Genomic DNA, 26,131 nt, shown 5'->3' with positions numbered 1-26,131 from the left:
GGCGGCGGAACGCGGCGGTGCGGGGACCGACGGGGGCGTCCCGTCGCTCGGTGACGGGACCGGGCGGTTCGATCCCGACCTGGTCTGGCTCGACGACTGGCTGCTCGACCTGTCCGGCTGGACGGATCTGCACGCCCTGCTGGACACGCTGGACCTGGACCCGCCGGGAGCCGTGCAGGTCGCGACGCTGTTCCAGCTGACGTCGTGGTATCCGCCCGGCGAGGAACGAGTAGGACTACCGCGTGGGATCCGGTGGATGCCGGATGTGCCGCTGCTCACGCTCGACGAGGAACACCCGGCCGCGTTCCTCGCTGCGGTCGTGGAGAGCAACCCGGAGACCCCCGTCCGGGACATCGTGCGGGAGCGGGCTTCGCACCGACTGCCGCTGCGGTTCCGGCACGGGCTCTACGCTCGGTTCCACGCGTTCGCCGCCGCGCTCCCACCCGACGCGGACCTCGGATCCGCACGCGCCGTGCGGCGCAGGGCAGCCGCGAGAGTGTGGAACGAGCTGGACCGCAGCAACGAGCCGGTGAGCGTGTGGCACGAACGGTTCCAGGCGCAGAACCGGCTATCGGCGTGGACCTCACCCACCTCAGTCCCGGCCGTCCCCGACGCGTACGAGTCGGCCCGCTCGGTCTGGCTGGCCACTCCGGCCCGTCCGGAGGCCGCCACCGCGGAGGACGTCGCGGCGCTCCGGACCGCAGCCGGCTGGTTGGACACCGTGCCGTCCGATTCCGCCGCGCGCCTGCAGCACCACATCGGCACATGGCTGGCACGACAGGACCCGGATCGGTTCTCCGTGTCAATGCCCGAGATGCAGGTGCGGCCGGGCCGGTGGGCGCAGCACGGTCTCCTCGGTGCCGTCATCGACGCCGCCCGGTGGCAGGGTGTCCGCCTGCCGTCCGGTGTCCGCGCACCGGGGCGACTCCGCCGCCACGTGCTGGCGCAGATCGCGCAGCACGACGACCTCGTCCGCGACCTGCTCGGCGCGGGACCGACACAGCTCGCCGAGGAGGTGCCGCCCGGAGCGTTCGTCGATCTGGTGTCGAGCCTCCCGGCGGCGGCCCCGGCGCCCGAACCGACCGCGCATCGACGGAGCATCGTCGAGGAGAACGTCCGGCGCGAGCATCCGGGGATCAGCGATCAGGAGTTCGCGCACCGGGTCCAGGCCGCGCTGGACGGATGGCTACCCGAGAACCGGCGGCAACACCTGCGCGGCCGGTTGCTCCAGACGCAGGAAACGGCAGCTCAGGTGCGCCAGGCCGTGATGGCCAGCGTCGGACCGCGTCCGACGCTGGCCGCCGCGTTGCGGCGTGCCATCGACGGCCGGGCGGGCGATCTGGCGGGTTACCTGGGTTCCTGGGAATCCCGCAGTCCGACGGCGAGCCGGCACCTGGTCGTCCTCCTGGCTCGTGCACTCGACATCGACGTCGTGATCCGCAGCGGTGCGATCGCCGAGAGCACCAATCCGGGCGCGCGTCCGGTCCTGCACCTGGACCGGTCGGCCGGCACGGCGTACCGGCCGTTGTCGCCGGTCGGGACCGAAGCATCGACTCCCTCCGGGACGCCGAACCTGCCGCGGCTCGACGCCGCCGACCCCGAGCTGACCACCGAGGTGCGTGCCCGGGCCCGTGACCAGTACGCGGCGCTCGCCGGTGGCGACCCCGCGCGGTCGCAGGCGTGGACGGCGCTGACGGACCTGCTGACCGACTGGGTCGGCCTTCCTGAACTCGCCGTCGAGGTGGTGCCGGGGTTCGGCTCAGGTGTGAACTACTCACAGTGGGCGGTGCAACTCGGTCCCAGTTCGGTCGACCACGACCTCGGCGCGCTGTTCGCCGAGATTCTGCGCGCCGAGCAGCGGATGCTCGTGGAGCAGGCGTCGTACGCGGGGAGCGCGAACAGCGAGTCGTTCGTCAGCCCCTTCACCGAAGATCGTGTCCGGCGTCTCATGCGACAGACGCTCATTCCCGGCGATCGCCGCTTCGGTCCGGCGGTGCAGATGTGGTCCCCGGAGGACGAAGGGCAGCGAGCTGAGCTGCACGCCGCATTGTCGGCCGCCGATCGCTGGTTGATCGCCGAGAATGCGCTCACCGCCGGGGGCGGTCAGGTCTCGGCACGACTGCGGGGACGCCTGGTGCGTGACCGCAGCCGGGTCGAACGGTTCCACGCCGACGCCCTCGCCATGCTGCACAACCAGCCGATCGAGACGCATGTCCGGGCCCTGCAGGCCCGGCTGAGTGCCGGCGGTTCCGTCCGGGACTGGCGGGTGGGGCCCGACATCCAGGTCGACCCGGACTCGGGCGTCGAGGTGACGTGGTTCGGTGCGGCGGGCGTCCAGCTCCGACCGGCGGGCGGTGCCGTCGCGCCACAGCACCGTCTGGTGCATCCCGAGCGGCCGATCGTGCTGGTGCACGCGACCTCGATAGCCGAGGCCGCACAGATCCTCGGGCGGGTGGCCGCCGGACTACCGGCGAACGCCCTCATCGAGCTGGTCATGCCCCGTCCGGTGGACGTGACCCGGGCGATCACCCTGGCCGGTCTGCTGCACGCCGACCAGGAGCTGGCACTGCGGCCGGACCTGATCACCCGTGGGGCACGGGAAGACCACCTCGTCGGGTACTCGCGGGCACACACTCGGGCGGTCGAGCCGTTCGTCTCCTACTACACCGTGCACACCGAGCCGCAGGCCGAACCGCTGTCGGTGTCGTACCTGAGGCAGCTGCCCCACCTGGGCGGCGGTCGGTTCGCCCTCGTGCCGGGCTGGACGGTGGTTGCCGAACCGCATCGGATCTGGATCCGGCCCGACGACGTCGGCGACACCGTGCCCACCTTCGGCCACGAGTCGGTCGCCATCGGCAGTCCCGGAGCCTCCGTGCCGTGGACGGTCGTCCGGCTCGGAATCTGGTTCACCACGTGGTGGGCCGCGCAGAACGGCATGAACATCGGTGATGGTCTGTGGAAGGTGTACGGGAACGTCGCCTCGCCACCGGCGATCCGCAGGCTCCGTGACGTGATCGCCGCCGACCCGGTGGACGCGATGGTGTGGACTTCCGCCTTCACTGTCGTCGACCTCGACGGGATCGATCATCGCCTCGGCGGCGAGGACGGCTTCCTGCCGTTCCTGCTGCTCGACCAACTGATCGGCGTCGCGGGCGGCGACGGCGACACCGACCCGGACCGGGCCGTCGAACTGCTGACCGAGCTGACGCGTCGGCTCGGCCTGCACGACGGCGGTGAGGGCGACGAACCCGACCGGGTTGCCCGGATCTCTCTGCTGGGCGTCGCACTCGGCGTGCACGAGGCGCACGGCATGGCGGGGCTCACGGAGGACCGTCTCAGGGCCGTGGTGGACGAGGAGCGGCTCAGTAACACCGAGACGGACCCGGACGACTCGGACGACGGCTCGATGGACGCCAGCGCGCCCGCGCCGGCCGAGGAACCGGTGTCGGTCGCCGCCCCCGGGGAGGCCCCCGGGGACGACATCGGGTGGCAGCTTGACGCCGACGGCACGTACAAGCATCCCGACAACGAAGCCGACGACCTTCCCGAAGCACTGCGCGAGAACCGGTCGTCGCCGCTCAACGAGGTGGGCTTCCTGGCGGCGCTGCGTCGCCTGGTGATCGCCCGGACTGCGCCGGAGCAGGTGCCGACGGAGAACGAGTGGGTCGACCACCTGCTGCGTCGAGCCACCCGGGACATGGAACTGGCCGATGGTCGGTTCACCCCCAGCCTGACCGAGGTATCGCAGCGTCTGATGTCCCGCGAGCCGGATTTCCGGCTGCAGTTCTTCGTGCGGGAGGCGAACGACGCCCCCGTCAGGGCGCAACCGGTGCAGGGCGACAGCGGTGACGTCTTCTACCTCTACCACGACGTAGACGGAGACTCTTTCGACATCTACTTCCTCGGTGAGGCCGCCCGCCTGATCGAGGACATCGCACGACCCGAGCCGGTGCCCGGCCTCGCGCGTCGGATCCGGCAGGCACGACTCGGCATCCCCGCCACGGTGACGCCGGGCGGACGGTACGCGTCCGACTCCGCCAGCGGCTACGACCCGACTGCGGCGACCGCGACGGCCCGGCAGTGGCGTCGCACCGTCCTCTGGCTGCGGTCGCTCGCCGTGGACGGGACACCACTGGTCGAGCAGGAGGTGATCGAGCAGATCGACCTGCTGCACGGCGAATCGCGGACCGTGATGGAGGCCGGCTGGTCCGTGCTCCGGCGGCGGATCGGCCAGGCATGGCAGTGGGCGACGCGACCCGGTGTCGAGATGCAGACCCCCGGCAACGGCCCGCGAGAGCACGCGGGCCGGCTGGCCGGTGGGCTCCACGCGGACCTGGCCACCTTCCGGGGTGAGCTGGCCGAGGCGGTCGACGCGGCCACGCAGGAGAGCCCGGAGAGCCAATCGGGGGGCCGTCGGGGGTCCGCGTTCAGCGCGGTGGGGTCGGAGCCGTTGTCGGCTGACGTGTCATCGGTCCTGGTGGCGCCGATGCGGGACACCGGCGGTTGGGACCTGCGCCCGGACGGCGGCTACCAGGCGGGGGAGGCCGCCGGACTGCCCACGGGTCTGTGGTTCGACGACTCGGACGCACGCTCCGAGCAGAGCGAGGACGACCTGCTCCGGGTGGGGCGCGAGTTGCTGGCCGCCGGGGCCCGGCCGGCACGGATGCCCACGTTGCGGGAGCTCCGGGATGCCGGGCCACCGGCCGGGTCGACGGCCCCCGAACCGGAGCGGTGGGACGAGCAGCTCTACGCGTGGCTCGGGGCGGCGGCGGCCAGCGGGGGTGGCGTGCCGTTCCGGTTGCAGGCATTCGAGCGGGATGCTTCGGGTCGCATCCTGGCGTACCCGGTGCAGGGCGAGACCGGCGACGTGGTGTTCGCATACCTGCAGGGGGAGAGGCTGTATCGGCTGCGCGGGTGGGCAGTCACCTCGACGGGCGGATATCAGGAGAACACCGCTTCGGAACTCCCGCCCGGACTGTCGGTCGTCAACGTCGGAGCGTCCGAATGGGGCAGCCAGATCCTGTACACGGTGCAGATCCTGTTGACGCAGGCGATGGGTGCGAGCCGCTCACCGGAGCCCGGCGAGATGCTGGTGAAGTTGGCGTCCTACGCGGACCAGATCTGGCCCAGGCAGGTCTTCCGGCTGCTGCGTTGGGCGGTCAAACAGTTCGCGGGTGAGACGCCGTTCCGGTTGCAGGCGTTCGAGGACGCCGAGCGAGGTGTGTACCGGGCGTACCCGATCGAGGGTGACTCCGGGCCGCTCATGTTCGTCTACCGGTCGGCGTTCGGCGAGATCCTCCCGCTGCGCATGCGGGAATGGGCGAGGTCCGGCAACGGTGGCTACGAACCGGTCCCCGGCGTTCGGGCTGTCCGTCTGCCGGACGGCCTGAACGCCGGTGCCAGCACCGGCGCTGACGCTTCCGGGCTGGCTGACGCGGTGGCCCGACTGATGACCGTGCACGGACACCCGGCGACCGGCGAGGGGCTGTGGCGGCACCTCATCGACGGGGATGCCGTACCCGCAGGCACGGGGCCGGCCCCACACGCCGACGCCGCCCTGCTCGGGGTGATGGGGCAGGAGTTCGGCTTCCGGACGCAGGTCTTCGTGACCGACGGCGAGACCGTCACCACCGAACCGGTCCAGGGCGAACTCGGTCCGCTCTTCCATATGGTGCGTGACTCCCACGACGGCACGTACGCCCCGCTCTGGTCCGGGCCGTCGACCCATCTGCTGCCGGCACCGACGGCGCCGCCGCACGACGACCTCTGGCCGGTGACCGACGACGGTGAGTACCAGCGGGAGGGGACTGCTCCCCGACTGCCGCAGGCGCTGTCGCCGGGCATGGGCGGGTCGTCGTCGCGGGCCGTGCTGCAGGCGATGCGGGAGTTGGTGGTGGCCACCGGTGTCCAGCGGGTGCCGACCTCGGCACGCCTGTTGCAGTTCGCCGGAGCGGTACCCGCCGGACTGGACTGGGACCAGGAGATCTTCGAGTGGCTCCAGCTCACCGTCCGTGGCCTCGGCGGCAGCGAGGCGTTCCGGTTGCAGGCCTTCGACGAGATTCAGCCGGGCCGGATCAGGTCGTACCCGGCGTGGGGCGAGTCCGGCCCGATGCTGTACCTGCTTCGCACCCACGGCGATCGGTACCACGCGCTGTGGGGCGACCGTCCGGAGCAACTCGTCGTCTCGCTCGACGCCCTCGTACGCCAGGGGCGTCCGGTGGCGGCGGCCGAGGTACGGGACCGACTGACCCGCCTGGGCCGCGCAGACCGTGGCCGGTTCACTCGTCGCTGGTCGCAGCTCAGCGACCGGATCGAGCGGGCACGGCGCAGCCTGAGCGCACGCCAGGAACTGGCCTTCGGCGGTGAGAACGAATGGGCCCGTACCGTCGGGCAGGCACTGGCACTGCTCCGGGCGGACCTGAGTCGGTTCGATGGCGAGCTGGAACGGGCGGTGGCCGACGCGGAGCTGACCTCCTGGTTCGGGTTCGGGGCAGACCTGTCCGACTGGCACCGGCAGGTGTGGGAGCTGTTGAGCAGGTTGGCCGGTGTCGACGGCGGCTTCGGGGGCTGGCTGTCGGAGACCGCGCGGGCGATCGGCCTCTACCACCAGCCGAGCACCGCGCAGTGGGGACAGGAGATGTCCCGGCTACGTCCGTGGGGTCGGCGGCCGGACGTTCCGATCTGGGCCCGGCGGCGCCTGTTCCACATCGTCGGTCTCACCGAGGAGCTGTACCCGGGACGGCTCGCCGAGGGCAGCCCGACGCAGCGTGCCGCCCTGTTGCAGCGGGTGCGGCGGCTGGTGGACGCGCTCCGCCGGGACCCGCTGTGGCGGCGGACGCCGGGTGTGCAGGATCGGGTGCGTCCGGAGTTCCTGATCGCCCTGCTGCGCGGCTGGCAGAGGTCCTCCGCCGAACGGCCGATCACGAACGACGACCTCCGTGCGCTCGTGGACGTGGTCGACGAACTCAAGCAGCCGGGGCGGTCGGTTCGGCTGCACCAGGTCCTCAACGCCTGGCAGCAACGGCACCGGGCGGCCACGGCGCAGCACGTGCCCCCCACCGCCGACGAGGCACTCGCCCTGCCCGTCCACCGGATCGCCGACCGGTGGGAGTTGCCGCACCACATGGTCGAGGGTCAGCTCCTCGGTCCGGCCGACGCGACCCTGCTTCCGGCCGAGGCCGCTCAGGTGTTGGAGCTGATCCGGACGGCGGTCGGGGGCGGCGTACCCGACCACGACCCCGGCATGGTGCGGCTGCGCTACGACCTCGAACACCGGTACCGCGACTTCCTCGTCAACGGCAACCGCTACTTCATGCGTCGCGATGGCATCCCGATCGAGCTGCACGTCGGTGCGAAGCTGGTCAACACCCTGGTCGAGGATACGACGACGGGGCCAAGCTCCCGGCGGCTGGACAGCGCCACCATGTCCGCCCGCAAACAGAAGTACCTCAAGAAGTTCCTTCGTCCGCGTACCGTCCACCTTCCGTTCTCGGCGCTGTTCGGTGCCCTGACGGCTGGTTTCGTCGCCGTGCACGTCGCGATCACCCGTAACGAGCCGGCGAGCACCATGAGCAGGTCGAAGGGGATTCTGCACACCCGGATGCTGCGCAGCGGCACCACCGCCACCGCCTTCCGCGCGGACAGCAGATGGACGGTTACCAGCAGCGCCCCCGGTGCGGAACCCGGCCAGGCGGTACGCGGTGAACCGCACAGCCGACTGATGCCGCAGTCGGTCCTGCTCGACGTGCCGGTCTACCTGACGCGTCCGACGGCGTACGCGAAGGGCAAGGCACGAGCGGTCGAACCGTCGGTGTCCGTGTCCGACTCGAGGAGGTCTACCTCCGACATCGCCGAATCGGTGATCTCCGAGTCGAGCCACCAGCAGCCGTCCCCACGGTTGCGTCAGGGGTCGTGGGGTACGGAGGCAGCAGGCGAGCAGTCGCCGACAGCTCTTTCCCGCCGCAGCTCGACCGACCTGTCCTCGTCGTCGATCGTTCGGCCGTTCAGCGGCTTGAGCCGGAGCGACCGGCCGGGATGGCGCCTCTTCCAGCGGGTGACGTTCCAGACGAGCAAACGTGAGCCGCAGGCCGTCGACCTGAAACAGCTCCGGCGTACCCCCTCCGGGCGGCTGCTCCCGCCATCGAGCGACAAGCAGCCCGTCGGGAAACCGGTGACCGTCGGTGATGTCCCGCCGACGCTCGACTTCCAGGGCGAACTCCCACGGGCGTTCGTCGTCGACGACGTCGGCGACACGACGGCGTTGACCGAGGCGATGACCTCGACGGTGGCGCAGCCCCTTGTGGTGGGCGGCTCCGCCCGTGCCTCGTTGTTCGAGTTCTCCCAGCGGAGCGACGTCGGCAACAGGATCCACGAGATGGTGGACACCTACCAGTACACCCCGGTCCTGGCCGACGACGAGACCCGCAAAGCCATCGGGGCCGAGCGGGTACGAGCGCACTTCGGCCGCGCCCGACTGCTCTCGGTCACCGAGAAGGCAGACGACGTGGCGATGCGTCACATCTTCGCCAGAGTGATCGAGGTGGCTGCCGAGACCGGGGTCATCGACGGACTGAGCGGCACGGTGGGTGCCGGCCCCGGATCGCGTTACCGGGGGCCCGGCCTGACCGTGTCCGGCGGTCTGCGCTGGTTGTTCGCCAAGTCGTTCCGACAGACCCGCGGCGGTGCCACCGGCAGCGGTGCCGTTGGCCAGAAGTTCGCCGAGACCGTCGGCCCGACGGCCCTGTACGCGGTCGAGGTCACGTTCGACGTCGAACCGATGGGTGACGAGCCGGCCGGTCAAGCGGCCGTGATCCTCCTCATCCGCATGCAGGTCGAAGAGGCCCAGCGGCTGGCTGACCCGGGCCGGGTGGTCAGCCCGCAGCGAGTGACCGACCTGACGTACCGCTACCAGGGCGAGTCGACCGCACCGCAGGGCGTGGGACGCCTGCCCAGCAACGGCGACGTGGTCCAACCGCCGAAGTACCTGATGAGGGAGCACCCGACCACGATCGGCAGTTCGGTGGTGGCCGACCTGACCGGTATGCGCGAACTGCACGACCGGCTGCTCGGCGAACTCGAGTCGAGCAAGCCGGATCTGTTCCCCGGCTGGCGGACGGTGAAGCCGTCCGGTCGATCCCTGCGGGACATCGATGTGATCGTGCAGAACTACGTCACCCTGGCCGCCGGCCTGGCGCGGACCTCGTCGATCGGCGGTGGCCTGTCACCGCTGATCGGCAACGGCACGCGGATGAGCTTCCGGCAGTTCGGCGTGGTGCACTCCGACTACTACGAGCTCGTGGTCAAGGGGACGCTGAGCAACCGGCGGCACGCCGGAAGCACGAGCCTGATCAAGCCGGTGGACGTCGCGTTCCTGACCGATCTCGTGAATTTCACCCACTCCCGTGAGCAGGCGTACTCGACCGGCCCCGAGATCGCGGTGGCGGTGAAGTCGTTGCTCACCGATATCGGTGGTCGGTTCGGTGTGGTCGGAAAGGTGAGTTGGCCGCGGGTCCGATCCGGCGGGTTCGGCGCGCCGGTGTTGGCGTACCGGTGGTCGAACCGGGCGACCGGAGTGGAGGTGTTCGACTTCGACCTCGACTTCGACGCGCTCTGGTTGCATCACCAGCGCCCCGCGCGGTGGCGGCGATCGGCGCTCGTGGCGTGGGCCAACGGTGGCTGGCGGATACAGGCCAGTCCGCCGGAGCGGCTGTTGGCCGAGGATGAGCCGGCGCGGGGGACGGTGAGTCTGTGGACGCCGTCGGACATGTCCTGGCGCGTCGAGTCCGGCGTCACGCCGGCCACCGTCCCGACCGCGACACACACCGAACCGCTCGAGATCGCCGCCGCCGACGCCCGACTGGCCGTGGGCGGGGCGCGGCCGGAACTGCTGACCCGCGCCTTCCACGTCGACGCGATGGACGTGCCACCGGGGCTGTTGAGCGAACTCGCCCAACTGGCGTTGGGTGACGTCAGCCATGGTTCGCCGATCATGACCATCTCGGGAACTCCGGTGAACGTGGCGCTGACGGAGTCGTTCGAGGAGTCGGCACAGAAGGGACACTCCAGCACACTCACCGCGCCTGGCGGGTTGCAACTGGGCGGTCTGTTCGGAGACGGCAGCTACGCCGACTGGCACGCCGGAGTGGCGGCGCGGATCACGCCGGTGAACTGGCGACTGGAGCACTACATCGAGTCGCTGGTCGTCGAGGACTACTACCGGGGCACCAGCGGCGCGCACGCGTCCCGAGGCGGTGGCATCAAGTGGACGGGTGGCGTGGTGGCCGGGCCCGGCTGGACCCCCGACCACCCCGGTGGGCGGTTCGCCGGCCGTCTCTTCGGCAACTACTACTACGACCGGGAGCGGATCCGGGCCGAGCGTCGGGAGGTCACCGGCGCGCAGGAGCGCAACCGGTCGCACACCGGCCGATACCTGGTGCTGAAGGCGGACCTGGAGTACATCGCCCTCGCCACCGCCAGATGGGGAAACCTGCTCACCGAACTACCCCTCGTCGAGGACCTGCTGACGATGCTCCCCGACGGACGGGGTCCGCTGCTGCGGTCGTCGGCCTGGCAGGCGACGGTCCCCGACGGGCTGTACGTGTACGTCGCCGAGTCCGACCTTCAGGACCTGGCCCTGTTGATCGGCCCCGCGGATCCGACGACGGCGGGATTTCTGGCGGGACTGCTGCCGCCGCCACTGGGACGGGAGCGGGCCTGGCGGGCGCCCGAGCCGATGCGGCTCGGGCAGGGCCTGACGGTCAACGTCCTGGAAGACAAGATCGACCTCGACGAGCTGAAGGCGTTGCTCCACGACCGTCTCGCCGGGCAGATCCGGGGAGTGCTGCCCGCCGATCTCGCCGACGACGTGCTCGGTGGTCTGCGGCACCTGCTGGCCGGGCTCCGCGCCGACGGCGTCAACGCCTTCCTCGACGACCTGCTCGAAGAAGGGATCCCGCTGGTGCTGCGCCGGCGGGCGTACCTCGGACGGCGAGTCGTGCAGGTCTCGGTGCGGGTGCGGCAGGAGGGCGAACCCGTCTTCCGGGACCTGCGACACGACGTCAGCATCGAACACCATCACATCGCGCACATCCGGCAGGAGGAGAACGACACGACCTCCCGGCGACACCTGGGGACGCTGCAACTACTGGCCGGCGACGGCACGTCGCACGGTCCGGTCTTCGCCCTGATGCCGGGTGCGGCAGCGGGCACCGCTCGGGGCCGTTCCACACACCGCCACGAGGCGCGCCTGCTGCGCGTGCACACCACGGTGACCTCCACGGGACCGACGGTGCGATTCGCGATGAACCTCGTCCCGGAGGTCGTCATCGAGCACGCCGACGGGACCACCGAGGTCGTCTCCGGTCACCCGGTCCAGCCGCTGGTCCGAGTTCCGGAGACGATGAGCCGTCCGGCGGTCCGGGATGCCATCGAACGGGTGGACCCGTCACCGGGGATCGTGACGATCCGGTTGCTGGCATCGTGGGAGGTGGAGCCGGCTCGACTGGTCCGGTGGAAGAACGACCCGTTCGCGGTTCGCCTGCCCACCTTCTTCGGACCCGGCCAGGCGTGGGGATCGAAGGTGCTGCGGCTCGCGGCGCAGCGTCTGCTCACCATGATGGTCAGTGGCCGGACCGGCCTGCCGGGCAGCGACCTGGCGGGCATGGACCGAATCGGTTCGTCCTATCAGGTGGCTGGATCCGATGCGAGCGCCACCCTGGGATCCCTCTTCACCCGAACCGTCCTGAGCAGCACCTTCTTCCAGATCAACGACGCGAGCGACCGTGACTCCGCCGGTCGCCTGCCGGATGTGGACGGAGAACAGGCCGGGCTCGCCCTGCCGACGGTCTCGGTGCTCTCGACCCTGAGCGCGGCGGAGGGCACCTGGCTGGACGTGGACGCGCGCCTCCTCGCCAACCTGCGTAACGTCCGCCTGCACTCGGTGTCCGGGGCACAGGGCGAGGCCGTCCGGATCGAGCGTCGCAAGGTGCTGCTGACCCCGGCGGGCACCGATCACCAGAGCGCGGACAGCGGGATCCAGGACGTCCTCTTCCAGACCTCGTTCGACCACCGGAACCAGCGCGACGGTGAGATCAACGAGACCGACCTGTTCGCCCTCACCGGTGTGACCGAGACGTCCAACACCGAGGACGACGCTGCCGGCGGGGAGGGTGAACCGGGCAGCTACCGCAGCGTCCGCGACATCGGGCGCACGTACGAGTACCGGGCCGACGTCGTGTACCGGATCGTCGCGACGCTCGACGGTCGGTCCGAGGGCATCGAGGTCGTCATCCCTGACGGCTTCTGGTTCCGGCTGCGGGAACGGGAGGCGTTCCCCACCGGCCTGATGACGGTGCCACTGGCCCAGGCACTGTCGCCGTATGTCGACGTGGTCGACCACGCCGCCGCCGCGTATCGCAAGGCCGCTCAGGAGTCGGAGGACGCCTGGCACCGCGTCGTCGTGGCCGGGCAGGAACTCGCGCAACGGATCGAGGCCGAGCAGCAGGCATGGCGACATCTCGGTCAGAGCGGTGACTCCCCGCTGCCCGACGGCGTCGAGCAGTGGCTCCAGGAACGGACCGACGACCGCGACCGCGGGTATCTGCCGGCGGTCCGAGCGGTCCAAGGGGCCCGCGAGAGTTATCTCGACGCCCACCGGCAAGCCCTCCGGGCCAACCAGGATCTGCGCGAGGAGCAGGCACACAGCCAACGCGGCATCATCTTCTACCCGAGCGCCGCAGCCGACCTGTCGGCCGGACAGGAGGCGGTGGAGCGGGCGGACGACCGGGAGACGTTCCAGCGGGAGCAACTCCAGAAGGCCCTGGCACAGATGGCCGGGCCGGCCAGCATACCGGCGCTCGCCACGGATCTGACGCACGATCATCCGGAGCTGACGCGGCTCGGTGCTGCCTGGCGCGAGGCGGCGGGCCGAGCGCGTGCGGCGGCGGGTGAGGCGAGAAAGCACCTGGCCGACTTCCCCCAGTCGCGGACGAAGACCGAGGAGGCCGCCACCTCGCTGCGGAATCTGCGTCAGTCGCTCAAGCAGCAGGTCGCCCGCCTGGTTCCGGGCAACGTGTGGGCTGCCGAGTCGGGCAGCCGGTCGGTGGACGACGGTGGCCTGCCTGCCTCGCAGACCGTCGGTGATCTGGACGGACCGGCCGCAGGGGAATTCGCGAACGCGGGGATCGGGTTCCCCGGTGGACAGTACTGGCCGCCCGAGGTGGACGGCCCGGACATCGCCGGGGTGACGCCACTGCCGGTCATCCCAGGTGCCTTCGTGGTCGCGACGCACGGCGACGCCCGTGGCGTACGGATCCGGGGCCGGCACGTCTCGATGGCCCGGTTCGCCGAGGTCATCCGTCAGACGCCGGGGTGGCGGGGACAGCCGCTGGCGCTGGCGGTCTGCAACTGCGCCACGAACAGCTGGTCGAGCCGGTTCGCCGACAGACTGCGGCGGATCCTGCAGGTGGACGTGTACGCCAGCGACGGTTGGGCGGAGACCGGGCATGGGTGGTTGCGGGCCCTGCACGTGGGCTTCGAACCGGACCACGAGCGAGGGCTCGACCAGCCGGCCCCGAACGGTTCCGCAAGGATCACGCTGCGGCCAGCGGCGTTCTGGCACTACCCGGCCGACGGTGGTGACCCGGTCGAGGTCGGGGCGGACCTGACCGCCGTACCGGCCACCGGAGCTCTCCCGGCACCGCCGCAGCCGTTCGACCCGGACCCCACGAGCGGGTTCCCCCTGTCCGACCCTGAGGTGCAGCGGGCCTCACACGCCCTGGCCCGGACCCATTTCGAGGCGCTGACCCGCGCCTGGCAGAGCACGGCCGTCGCGGGGGCGGCCGTCGCACCTGCCGAGCCGGCGTCGACGTCCGACACTGATGCGGTCGTGTCCTCCGCCGAGTCGGCGTTGCAGGAACTGGCCGACCACCTGGCCGTTGCCGAGCAGATGCCGTCACCCTCGGTCGAACTTCTGCCACCGACCGGCCCGACCGCCGGCTTCGACCCGGCTGCCTGGACGGTGCGGGTGATGGTGGACGAGCCGGACCGCATGCTGGTTGACCTACGGCGCGGGGCGCTGGCGGCGGCGCAGCACTTCCTGGTGTCCCGCCTGATGGCGGGAACCGGTGACTGGCAGGCCGGTCGGGAGGCCGCCGACCGGGTCGCCCTGCACGCCCGTCGGTTCCCGCTGTTCGTCGGGGACGCCCAGTCGGGACTGGCCGCGGCACTCTGGCACGATCTGCACCACCCCGAGCAGGGTGACGTGGCCCACCGCCCGGTGCGGGAGCGGCTGCACCAGGCGGCCCGCGATGCCGACGGTCGGCTGGCCGACGCGGGAAGCGTCCCCGGGTTCAGCCCGCGAGTACGCCGACGGCTGGCGGAGGCACGGGACGAGGCGTGGCGGCGGCTCGCGCACGCCGTGGAGTCGTACCGCAGCTCGTTGGCGCAGACCCAGGCGGACGCGCTCGAACTGGCCGCGTCGCAGCTCGGCTCGGCCCGGGACTGGCGCACCGACCTGCTCGGTGCCGACATCGACGCACCGACCGGCCAGTGGCTGCTGCCCCGGCCCGGCGGCCTGTACGTCGGCCCCGACATGCAGCGGCTGGGTGAGCTACCGAACCGCCCGGCACATCCGTCGCGGCTGCGCCTGGTGGTGGACGCCCGGGACGCCGGGTCGCTCCGCCGGGCACGGCGGCAGGTGCGGGCGGCGGTGCAGGCACTGCCCGGTCACCTCGCGGACCGGGTGATGGTGGAACTGCTACCGCCCGCACCGCTGGACACCGCCACCGCGATCAAGCTGGCGGACCGGCTCGGCGGCTCCGGCCGGTCCCTGCTGCTCGGCCGGGACGCGGTGACCGGTGTACCGGCCCGGTCGGAGCGGGTCCGGCCGCTTCGCGCCGGAGGTTGGGACAGCCTCGTGGCGACGGCCACCGAGTTCGAGTTCCGCCCGAGGGACGCCGCACCGCCGTCGACGCTGCGCCTCAGCCCGTCCCTGCACCTGCCGCGTCGGTCGGACGGGACCTACCGGCTCGCCGGTGAGCGCGACCACTGGCTGATCCTGGACGAGGAACTGTCGCTGGACGGCACCGTGCCCGGCCCGGCCCCGTGGGCTGCGCTGGCGCAGGCACGCCGCGTGGCGCGGGCACTGGCCGGGGGCGACGACCTCCACCCGGCGCCGCTCCGGACGCCGGACGACGTGTCCGCACCGCCGCCGATGCCCACGTCGTCCGCCGCGCCGGACACCGCCGGTCCGGACCTGCTCGGCCCGGTCGACCCGACACGCTACGTCTGGTCCGGCGGTGCCGGCGATCTCGGGTTCGCGCTGCCGGACCTGGTGTACGCGCTCGGTGACCTGGCCGGTGTCGCGTCGGACACGCCGCCGGACACGGCCCGCGAGGCATGGGGGTGGCTGGCCGAATCCGTCGGCGTCGACTCCGGCGACGCGCTGGCGCTGCTCGACGTCGGGTTCGTGGCCGCGCTCGCGTACGGCATCGGCGGCCTGACCGCGGCCCGGGTGACCGCTGTCCGGCAGCTCGTCGCCCTCGACCGCACGCTCTCCGCCGGTCCGGCGGACGCCTGGTATCGCAGCCCGGCCCAGCTCAACGCCCTGTTGCACGAGCTGTGGGGACTGTCCGACCCGGACCCGGACACACCGCTGGCCCGGGACTGGTTGGTGGTCGCCGTCGAACTGGCGCCGGGCGCCGCCGACCTCGCCGAGTTGGCCCACCGCAGGCGGCAGCTCTACGCGACGGTCGACGCCTGGATCGACTCGGCCCGTCCGCTGTTCGGCGGCCGGGTGTGGTCGGTCGGCGGAACCGGTCGCGAGGACCCGTGGCCGGACGCGGTGGTGATCGCCTACCCGGCCCACGACGACGGCCGGCCGCGCCCCCTGGATCCGGCGATCGGTGTGCCCGGTGGGGCGGGCTGGCTGACGGTCCTGCTCGACCGGGCCCGCGCCGCCGATCCCGACCTGTTCGGCGGCCCGGTGGTGGTCCGACCGGTCGGCATCGACGCCCGGTGGCTTCCGGAACTGCGTCGGCAGGCCGCCGCACTCGACCACCGGCTGTCGCAGAGCTTCCAGGTGCAGCCTCCCCGCGCCCATGCCGAGCCGATCCTGCGGTTGCGCGGCGGGCGGGGAGCCCGGGAGCTGGAGCTGCCGGTCCTCCTCAAACGCACCGACCCGGGCCGAGGGCGAGGCCGCCGGGACATCGCCCGCTCGTCGCAGGGGCTCCGGCTGGACGCCGACGGTGACGCCGGCGGCATCCTGGAGGTGGTGGAGCCGCCGCTGCTCGTGCTCGACGACGAGGTGGTCGGGGCCGACCCGGCGGCCGTACACGCCGCCACGGCCGAGGCGGTCCGACGCGCCACCCGGTCAGGCACGCTCGGCTCCCTCTTCCCGGACTACACGGTGGCACCCGAGATGCGGGACATGCCGCTCACCCCGCTGGCTGGGCAGCCGTACGTGCAACACAACTACGGCTTCCCGGTCGAGGACATGCACGAGTTCCTCGGGGACCTTGTCGACTACCACGACCAGACCAGGAACCAGGCGTTCGGGAAGGCCGCCGCGCTGACCACGCAGGGCCTCGTCTTCGGTGAGTACGTCGCCACCGCGTTCAACGGCGGCGTGAAGCCGGACCTGAGCCGGCCGTCGCCCGCCACCACCCTGGCCGGTTACCTGGCGCAGGAGTACACCCGGGTGGGCGCGGTCGCGTCGGCCTACCACACCAGGGAACATCGGCCGAAGAACCTGCTGCTCTGGGCCACCCGGGAGACCTGGCGGGCCGCGCTCGCCGCGCTTCCGGCCGAGCTGCGGCGCTACCTGCACACCCACGCCGAGTGGGTGCAGGAGCAGTTCCTCACGCGATACCGGACCCACCACGCCGAACAGCTCTCGCAGGCCGGACGCGGCGCGGACCTGCTGGACGTCGAGGTGCCGGGTAAGTCGTTCACCCTGCGCCAGGTGCTTGACAACGTGGTCCGCACCAACCCCGACCGAGCGATCACGCCGGCCGAGGCGCTGAACATCCGGACCTACACCGACGAGATCGACACCAACGAGGGTCACCTGCGCCATGTCGGGCTGCGCATCGGCGAGGGACGCAATTTCGGGCTGGCGCACTCGATGTTCTCCTCGGTCCTCGAACGTGACGGCCAATGGCTGTGGCGGCGGGTTCGCCGGGGATACCAGAAGGTCGCCTTCGCGCGTACGGCGTCGGCCGCCCCGCCCACCGTCGAGCTGGCCGACCTGGTGGCGGACCTGCGACGCCAGGTGGCGTCCGGTGAACCGGCCCCGGGCGGCCCGGCCGGGCCCGGACCGGTCTGGCAGGGCGCACTCCGGCTGCTGACCGGGCTGCTGGAGCACCCGGACCGGCTCGACCTCTCGGCGGCCGGCGACGTGTTGGACCGGGTGCCGCCACAGCGGCGCATCGATCTGGCGACGGCAGTGCTGGAGAGCGTGCACCTGCGGCTCGACCCCGCGTTGCGCCGCCGGATCCAGATCGTCGACCTGCGCGCGGTCGACCTGCCCGAGCGGTCGTGGCCCAAGATCCACCAGTGGTTCCCGAAGGCGGAACTGCGTGTCGTCGACGAGCCGGTCCAGTTCCCACCGGGCTGGGCGCAGCTCAGCGACCGGTTCGCGGGGGCCAACAGCGCGCCGGTCCGGGTGCCGGTGCGCGAGGTGACCCGGCGCCTGGACGAGCTGGCCGGGGACCGACACCGGCTGACCGGGTTCGCGCGCGGTCTGGGGCTGACCGACGACCCGGCCACCGGCGCCGACGCCCGGGAGGCGCTGCACGATTTGGCGTACCTGACCGCGGCGGTCTCCGGGCCCACGTTCGACCGGGCCGACCTGGAGCGCCTCGCCGGGCTGCTGACGGCGCTGCGCCCGGAGCACCGCGTGGTGACCTGGGGTGACCTCGAAGCGGCGGTCGGCGGGCTCTCCGCCGACCAGCCGTGGACCGTGACGTTGTCCGTGCCGGACGTTCGCTGGCTGCTGAAGGTGCTGGCCGACGGCGACCGGCGGGCGGCGGATGCACTTCTGCGTGCGGCGGCGCTGGCTCGCTGGGTGTACGGCCCCGAGCCGCGCGAGGGCAGCCTGGCCCGGTTGGGTCGAACCATCGAGGTCTTCACCGGGCGGACCTTCGTCGGGGAGACCGACCTGCGGCAGGCCGTCAGCGCCGTCACCGGCGGCGACCCGGCACAGCTTCGCGGAACCAATGTCGCCCTGACGGCCACGCTCATCACCGATCTGGACAAGCGCGAACCGGTGACGGTCGACCTGCTGCGCGAGGTGCGGGCACTTGCCGCGCGGCTCTTCGACGACGAGGCCAAAGCGGCGGAGCTCGTCGGTACGGCACGGCTGGTTTCCGTGCTGCCGGACCGGCCGAGACTCGACGATCCGGCCGCGTTGATCCCACCGTTCCGACGACTGATCTTCGAGCATCTGCGGATCTCCGAGGTGGAGCCGCGACACCTGCGCTGGCTGGCCCGGACCCTCTATCACTTCCGTGACGAGGCGGTGGAGATGCTCCACATGCTGGCTCGGGACACCAGCGTCCTGTTCGGCCCGACGGCCACCGCCGACGACATGGTCGGGCTGGGACGCCTGATCGGCCTCCTGTCCGGCCCTCGCCGATGGAACCTCAGGCTGGACGACGTCTTCGATCTGGTGAGTCGCCTGGAGGCGCCGGCCGGCCGCAGGCCGCTCCAACTGGCCTACGTCGACGTTCAGGCGCTGACCCAGGTGATCCGGCAGGCTGCCGACGACGGCGCCGTGGCCGCCGTACGCGACACCCTCCGAGCCGTCTGGTCCGTCTTCGGCCCGTCGGACGATACGCAGCCGACGGCGGGGGACCTGGCGGGCCTGGTGCACCTGGTCCAGGCACTGGGGATCGGCCGACCGTCGGTGGACCGGGATGAACTCGTCGCCACCGTACGGCGGGAGATCTTCGCCGACGACCCACTCTGGACGGGCAGCGTCGCCGAGGTCAGGGCGGTGGCGCGGGCCATCCTCGCGCACGGCGGGACCGGCGCGGACGCGCGGCGGCTCCGGCGTCAGGTGTGGGCGTTCGAGCCGCCCGGCAACCCGGCCACCCAGGAACTGGTGCAGAACTGGCGGCGGACACTGCGTGACTGGCTGACGGGTCTCGCTCCGTTGGACGCCGCACCGGGCTGGTTGGCGGAACAGACCGGTCTGCGACACGGCACCAGCCTGCGGAAGCGGTTCGGCCGGCTGCTCAACGACGGCCTGCCGGCGCACGGCGACGAGCAGGAGTCGTTGCTCACCCTGGGCGTGTGGGCGCGGGCGCTGTTCGGCACGCGGACCACCGTCACGCAGGTCGCCTCGGTGCGCCGACTCTCGGCCGCGCTGGCGGCGGAGGACAGGCGCCCGGTCCAGTGGGGCAACCGCTTCGACCTGGCGGTGTGGGCGCTGCGCGGTGGCGACTCCGCAACGGTCACCGACAGCGAGCTGAGGCGGCTGCTGGCGGCCGTGGAGCACGCCAAGAACACCCGAGGCGACCTGCCGGTCCGGGTGGCGGACCTGCCGGCGGCCTGGGCGGCGGTGGGCAGCGCGCCGGAGACGGCCGGGGATTCCACTGCGACATCGCGCGGCAGCCGCAAGGACCGGGTCGGTGGCCAGGTGTCCGGCGACGTGTGGGCGGTCGACGACGCGTCGCGCGCCTCGGACGACGGCGACCTGCCGGCCCCGTCCACGCCCGCACGGCACGGCGGCGTCGGCGGAGAGTTCGCTGACGCGGGAGTCGGCTTCCCCGGTGGGCGGTACTGGTCACCCGAGGCGAGCGGCCCGGGAACCGCCGTGCCGCAGTCGCTGTCGGCCATCCCCGGCGCCTTCGTGGCCGCCCTGCACGGCGACGCCCGAGGCGTACGCATCAACGGTCGGCACGTCTCGGTGGCCCGGTTCGCCGAGATCATCCGGATGACGCCGGGGCGGCGGGGACAGCCGCTGGCGCTGGCGATCTGCGACTGCGCGACGGACTCCTGGTCCACCCGCCTCGCCGACACGCTCCGCCGCATCCTGGGCGTGGACGTGTACGCCAGCGACGGCTGGGTCCAGAGTGAGCCGGGGCGGCTGCGGGCGCTGCACGTCGGGTTCGACCCGACCGGCGAGTACGCGCTGCGGCATGATCTGGCGGCGTTCTGGCGGTACCCGGCCGACGGCGGCGATCCGGCGCGGATCGGACCCGAGCTGACCGGAGTGCCGGCCGTCGGGCAGCCGTCGGCACCGCCCCCGTCGGTCGACCCGCACCCGGCCAGCGGGTTCGCCATGGCCGCTCCCGAGGTGCAGCGGGCCTCCCACGACCTGGCCCGGACCCACTTCGACACGCTGCTGCGAGCCTGGCAGAGCACGGCCGTCACGGGGGCGGGCGATGCCGCTGTCACCGCCGCCGAGGACGCGCTGCGGGAACTGGTCGTTCACCTGGCCACCGTCGAGCAGATGCCGTCGCCCTCGGTCGACCTGCTGCCGCCGGACACCGACGGCATCCTCGGCGTGGCCTTCGACCGTTCCGCCTGGACCGTGCGGGTGGTGCTGGACGAGCCGGACCGGATGCTCGTCGGACTGCGGCGGGAGGTGCTGGTCGCCGCGCAGCACTTCCTCGTGTACCGCCTGGTCGCAGGCACCGGAGACGACCGCTCCTGGCAGCAGGTCACGCAGGGGGTGACCGACGAGACCGCGCTGGACGCGGCCCGCACGAACCCGCTGCCCGTCGACGACGACCGGCACGGCCTGGCCACGGCGCTGCGGCAGGACCTGTACGACCCCGAGCACGGCGACTCGGTCCGTCGACCGGCCCGGGAGCGGTTGCACCAGGACGCCCGTGACGCCGACCGGCGACTGGCCGACGCGACGGAGACGCCCGGCTTCAGCCCCCGGACGCTGGCCTGGCTCGGTGTCGCCCGCGAGCAGACCTGGGAGCGTGCGACGACCGCCTCCGCCCTGCACCTCGCGTCGCTGGCCCAGACGCAGGTGGACGAGCTGGAGCTGACCTCGTCGGCCTTCGGCTCGGTCCGGGACTGGCGGGTGGATCTGGCCGACGTGGACCTCACCGCACCGCCCGGACGACACCTGCTGGCCCGCCCCGACGGCCTCTACGTCGGCCCCGACCGCCAGGCCCTCGGTGACCTGCCGGAACGCCCGGCGCACCCGAGCCGCCTGCGGGTGGTGGTGGACGCCCGGGCGGCTGCCGCCGCATCGGCGGTGCAGGCGGCGCTGGACGTGCTGCCCGATCGCCTCAGGGCACACGCGATGGTGGAGGTGCTGCCGGCGGCACCGCTGACGACCGATCAGGCCGTGGAACTGGCCGACCAACTCGGCGGGAATCGGACGCTGCTGCTGGGGCGCGATGCGCTGGCCGAGGTGCCGGTGCGATCGGGGTGGATCCGTCCGCTGCGTGCCGGCGGGTGGGACAGCCTCGGTGCGACGGCCACCGAGTTCGAGTTCCGGCCGTTCCGCGCGGCGGCGTACTCGGTGCTGCGGCCCGGTCCGGGCCTGACGCTGCCGTCCACCCGGGGTGACGGCTACGCGCTCGTCGACCACGACGACTGGTGGCTGAGCCTCGACGACGAGCTGACCCTGCGCGCGGGACCGACGCACGAGCCCGCACCCTGGGCTGCGGTGGTGCTGGCTCGCCGGGTCAGCCGGGCCCTGACCGGGGGCGACAGCGTCCACCCGCACCCGCTGCGGGTTCCGGACGTGGTGGCCGGTCGACCGGCCTTCCCCGACCGGCTCGCACCGACAGCGGGCACCTCCGACCTGATCGATGCCCTGTTCGGGCAGGTCGACCCGGGCCGTTACCAGTGGCCCGGCGACGACGGTGGCATCGCCTTCGGCCTGCCGGACCTGGTACGCGCCATCGGTGACCAGGCGGCCACCACGTCGACTGATCCACCTGCGGTCCGCCTGTCCTGGTCACACCTGGCCGAGGCGGTCGGTGTCGACCCGCGCCGCCCCTCGGCCCTGCTCGACGCCGGTTTCGTCGCCGCGCTCGCGTACGGCATCGGTGGGTTGAGCTGGCCCCGGCTGACCGCAGCCGGACGCCTCCTCGCCCTGGACGGACCGACCGGCGGCGTGGATCCGGCCCGTCTCACCGCCCTCGTACACCGGCTGTGGGGCCTGCCCGCACCGGCGCCGGACGAGCCGCTGGCGTTCGACTGGCTGGTGACGGCGCTGGAACTGGTCTCCGGTGCGGTCGACGCCGACGAGGTGGCGCAGCGGGTACGGCAGACGTACGCGACAATCGACGACTGGATCGGCTCGGCGCGGTCCTGGTCCGAGGGTCGAGTGTGGACGCTCGGCGGTGTCCGTGCCGAGGAGCCATCGCCGGACGGTGTGGTGGTCGGCTACCCGGCGCGGGAGGACGGCGCACCCCGGCAGCAGGACCCGGCGGTGGGGGTACCCGGTGGCGCGGCCTGGCTGACGGTGCTGCTCGACCGGCTGCGGGCCGCCGACCCGGACGCGTTCGACGGGCCGGTGGTGTTCCGGCCGGTCGGCCTTGGTGCCCGGTGGTTCCCGAAGCTGTGGTCCCAGGCCGGCGAGTTGGATCATCGGCTCGGGCTGCGCTTCCAGGTGCAGCCGCCGCGATCGCTGACGGCGGCTGATGACGAGGTGGAGATCGGGCCGGCGACCGGTACGGGATCGGCGTCCGCGCTCGTCCGGCACCGTGCCCTGGTCGAGCTGACGCGGCTGGCGTCGGGCACGAACGCGCTGGCCGACACGGCCCGACGGGAGACGGTCCGGCTGGGGCGCCGGACGGCGGCACAGCTCGAGACCTCCGCCGTCATCTTCGTCGCCGAGCAGAGGCCGATCGGCACGACCTTCCGGCCGGTGCCGGTGGAGGTCGACGGTAGCGTCCTGCACGGCCTCGAACCGGAGACCGGCCTGCCGGACCGGGACTACCGGTGGTCGGGCAACGGCCGCTGGAGCGTCGTCAATCGTCTGCGCGGTGGGCGAGGTGGAATGGAGTGGGAGCTCCCGACGAGGCTGAGAATCCCGGGCTACACCTCTCCTCGGTATTCCCGGGAGATCGCCACGTCCGCGGCCGGGCTGCGACTCGACACCGACGGACCACATGGCGAGCATCTGGAGGTCGTCGAGCCGGCCGGACTCGTCCTCGACGACGAGGAGGTGGGCGCAGACCCGCAGGTCGTGGATGCGGCGGTGACCGAGGCGATCCGACGTACCTGGCAACCGTCCACGCTCGGCGAGGCATTCCCCGACTACTGGGTGGATCCCGTCTTCCGACGCACAGCCCTCGTCCCGACCTATCAGGACGCCATCGAGGCCCAGCACACGTACGGTGTGCCGGTTGAAGACATGTACGCCTTCCTGGCAGACCTGATCGACTACCACCGTGCGAACGCCCGACTGCGCTTTCCCTTGGCGATCGCTCTGGCCGAGGAGGGGATCTCCTTCGGCCGGCTGGTGGCAACGGAGTTCAACGGGGGGCAACTCCCTGCTCTCGGCACGCCGTCCCTGGTGACGACATTGGCCGGCTACCTGGCTCAGGAGTACATGAGAGCGAGTGCGCTCGCCACGACGATCTTCCAGCCGCACAAGCGGATGAAGGACATGCTGCTGTGGGCAACCCGGGAGACGTGGCACAGCGCGTTCATGGCGCTGCCGTACGAGCTGCGACTGTTCCTGGAATCGAATGCGGCGTCGATCGAGCAGATGTTCGCCGATCACTTCACCGCGCACCACGGCCTTCTGCTGCAGCTGAATCGGGTGCCCGGTCGAGTGGGGGAACTGCTGGACTGGCACCTTCTCAGGATCAAGGTGACGCTGCGGCAGGTGCTGGACAACATCCTTCGGCCGGATCCGGAGCGCCTGATCGGGCTCGACGAGACGCTCGGCATTCGCACTGAGTTCTCCGAGGTCGACACCGGCGAAGGACATCTCGTGCATGTCGCGCTGCGCGTTGGGGAAGCACGCTCCATCAGCCCACAGAAGGTCTGGTTCCGCTCGCAGTTGGCCGAGGACACCGAGTGGATCCGGCGACGGGCGCGGCGCGGGTACCGGAAGGTCGTCCTCGAACGCACCACCCTGAACCTGATCAACAGAGTCGATCTCGACGCGGTGGAGGCCGACGTCAGCCTGCAGATGGGACGGCTCGACCTGCTCGCCCCGAGGGCGACTGACCTGCACAGACTGTGGACCGGTGTGCGGCGCATGGTGGGTGGTCTGCAGGATCACCCCGGCAGGCTCGATGTGTCTGCGATCGCCGACGTGCTGGAGGAGATTCCGCACGGTTACCGGCCGGTCCTGGCCTTGGGCGTGCTGGAGAGCGTGAACCTGCGACTCGACCCGGGACTACGCCGTCGGATTCATCTGGTCGACGTCAGCGGCGTCGGCCTCGACGAACCGGCCTTGCTCAAGGTCCAGCGGTGGTTCCCGAAGGCGTGGCTGCGGATCGCCGACGACCAGGTGCGGTCACCGTTGGGCTTTGCGCAGATCAGTGACCGCTTCTTCGGTGTCAACAGCGCCCCGGTGCGGGTGCCCGTACGTCGAGTCGCCGACCGGTTGAAGGAACTGGCCAGAGGTGAGTACCGCCTCCCGGCGTTGGCCGCCGAGACGAGGTTGAACAACGAACCGGGCGGTGACGCGGAGCAGGTGCTGCACGACGTCGCGTACACCACCGCGGCCTTGTTCGGCCCGGAGTTCACCAAGGACGACCTCGAAACGACGGGTGTGCTGCTCCAGGTGTTGGGGCACGACCGGCGGCCAGCCTCCTGGCCACTCATCGAGGACCAGGTCGGCCGGTTGCTCGGCCCCGAGGCACCGTCGATCCCTCTGTCCGAAGCAGATCTGATGGTGCTGCACTCACTGGTCAGGCGAGCTGACACCCGGACACGGAACAGGGCGGCGCTGCGCTACTTCGTGATGTGGGCCGACAGGGTCTTCCGACACGCCCTGAAAGCGGGCGACCTCGCCCGGCTGGACCAAGCGGTGCCGACCCTGCGCTCTCAGGGCCTGAGTGGTGAGCTGGATGCCGATCAGGGTCGGGCCCGTATCGTTGTCGATGCCGTCGCCGCGTTCGGTCGAGGGGTCGACCGGTGGGCGGCCCGGGCCCGATTCGAGCGGGTGCGCTCGCTGGCGCAGCGCATCTTCGGCACGCACTTTCGAGAGTCAGACGTGGTTGGGATGTCCCGGTTGCTGACGGTTCTGCCAGCAGATCTGTCATTGACACGCATGTCTGATGTGCAGCGAGCTGTCGAGTTTCTGCTGAGGGGTGACCTCCCGTCGCTCGGCAGGATCGAGCAGGTACACCTCCGTTCGATGATCCGCCTCCTCGTCGTTTTCCCAGGCGAGATCCTGGAAAGGATCAGGTACCTGGCCCGGGACACGGTGGAGGTGTTCGGCATCGGCGCTTCAGCGGCCGCCCTGCACTCCGTGACTCGTCTCAGTCAGGTTCTCGTCACGATCACCGGAGACCGCTGGCTGGCCGGACCCAGGCTGGCGGCCGAAGTCGCAAGGTTGGGCCCGACTGCCGGTACGGCCCTGCCGGTGGCTCGAGTCGACATGCGCGCACTGGTTAACGTAGTGCTGAGCGCCGACCGGCGCGGCGTCGATCCGGCTGCCGAGGTCGTCGATCTCGTCGCCCTGGCCCGGTCAGCGTTCGGCGGGTTGGCGCGGGCCGGCGATGTCGCTCGGCTCGCCGACCTTCGACAGGCATCTTCACCGTCCGTGCGGGAGGCGGGGCGAGTCCGGGTTCTGACGAGACCCGCCGCTGATCCTGCGCTCGTGGTGGGCGGATCGGGTCCGCCTGCCGGGATGGGCGTGGCCGCAGCTCGCACCAACATGCTGCTCCGCTCCGTCGGCGGGGGAAGCTCGAAGGTGATGCGAACGCTTTCCGATCTGGTCTACGGCACGACCCTCTCCGACGCCGAACGTGCGGCGGTAGCCCTGGTGGACCGGGTCCGTGCCATTCTCGACGGCGTGCCTGGCGAGCACGCCATGCCGGTCGAACTCGTCGTCGCTCTCGAAGCGCACAAGCTGGACGCGGGCCGGTACATCCGCACGCTGGCGTTGAGCAGGCCGGAGCACCACGAACAGCTGGCCGCGCTCGCTCGATCGCTCTTCGTCTGCCCGCCGGGGACGTCCCGGCGGCCATAA

1 protein-coding gene (only partly in view) is annotated in these 26,131 nt (G+C 71.7%); it reads left to right on the top strand.

Annotated features, from left to right (window positions below; translation table 11 throughout):
* Window positions 1-26,131, top strand: partial view of a DUF8616 domain-containing protein gene (locus tag ABT008_RS12510; RefSeq protein ID WP_350696018.1) — the 3' portion only. It extends 25,217 nt beyond the left edge of the window; 26,131 of the gene's 51,348 nt are visible here — the last part of the coding sequence; its start codon lies beyond the left edge, outside the window; it ends in the stop codon at window positions 26,129-26,131.

The sequence above is a fragment of the Micromonospora sp. NPDC002389 genome, assembly GCF_040296095.1.
In the GTDB taxonomy this organism is placed as follows: domain Bacteria; phylum Actinomycetota; class Actinomycetes; order Mycobacteriales; family Micromonosporaceae; genus Micromonospora.
Note: the sequence above shows the minus strand (reverse complement) of the source record. Positions and strands in the feature narration are given on the sequence as shown.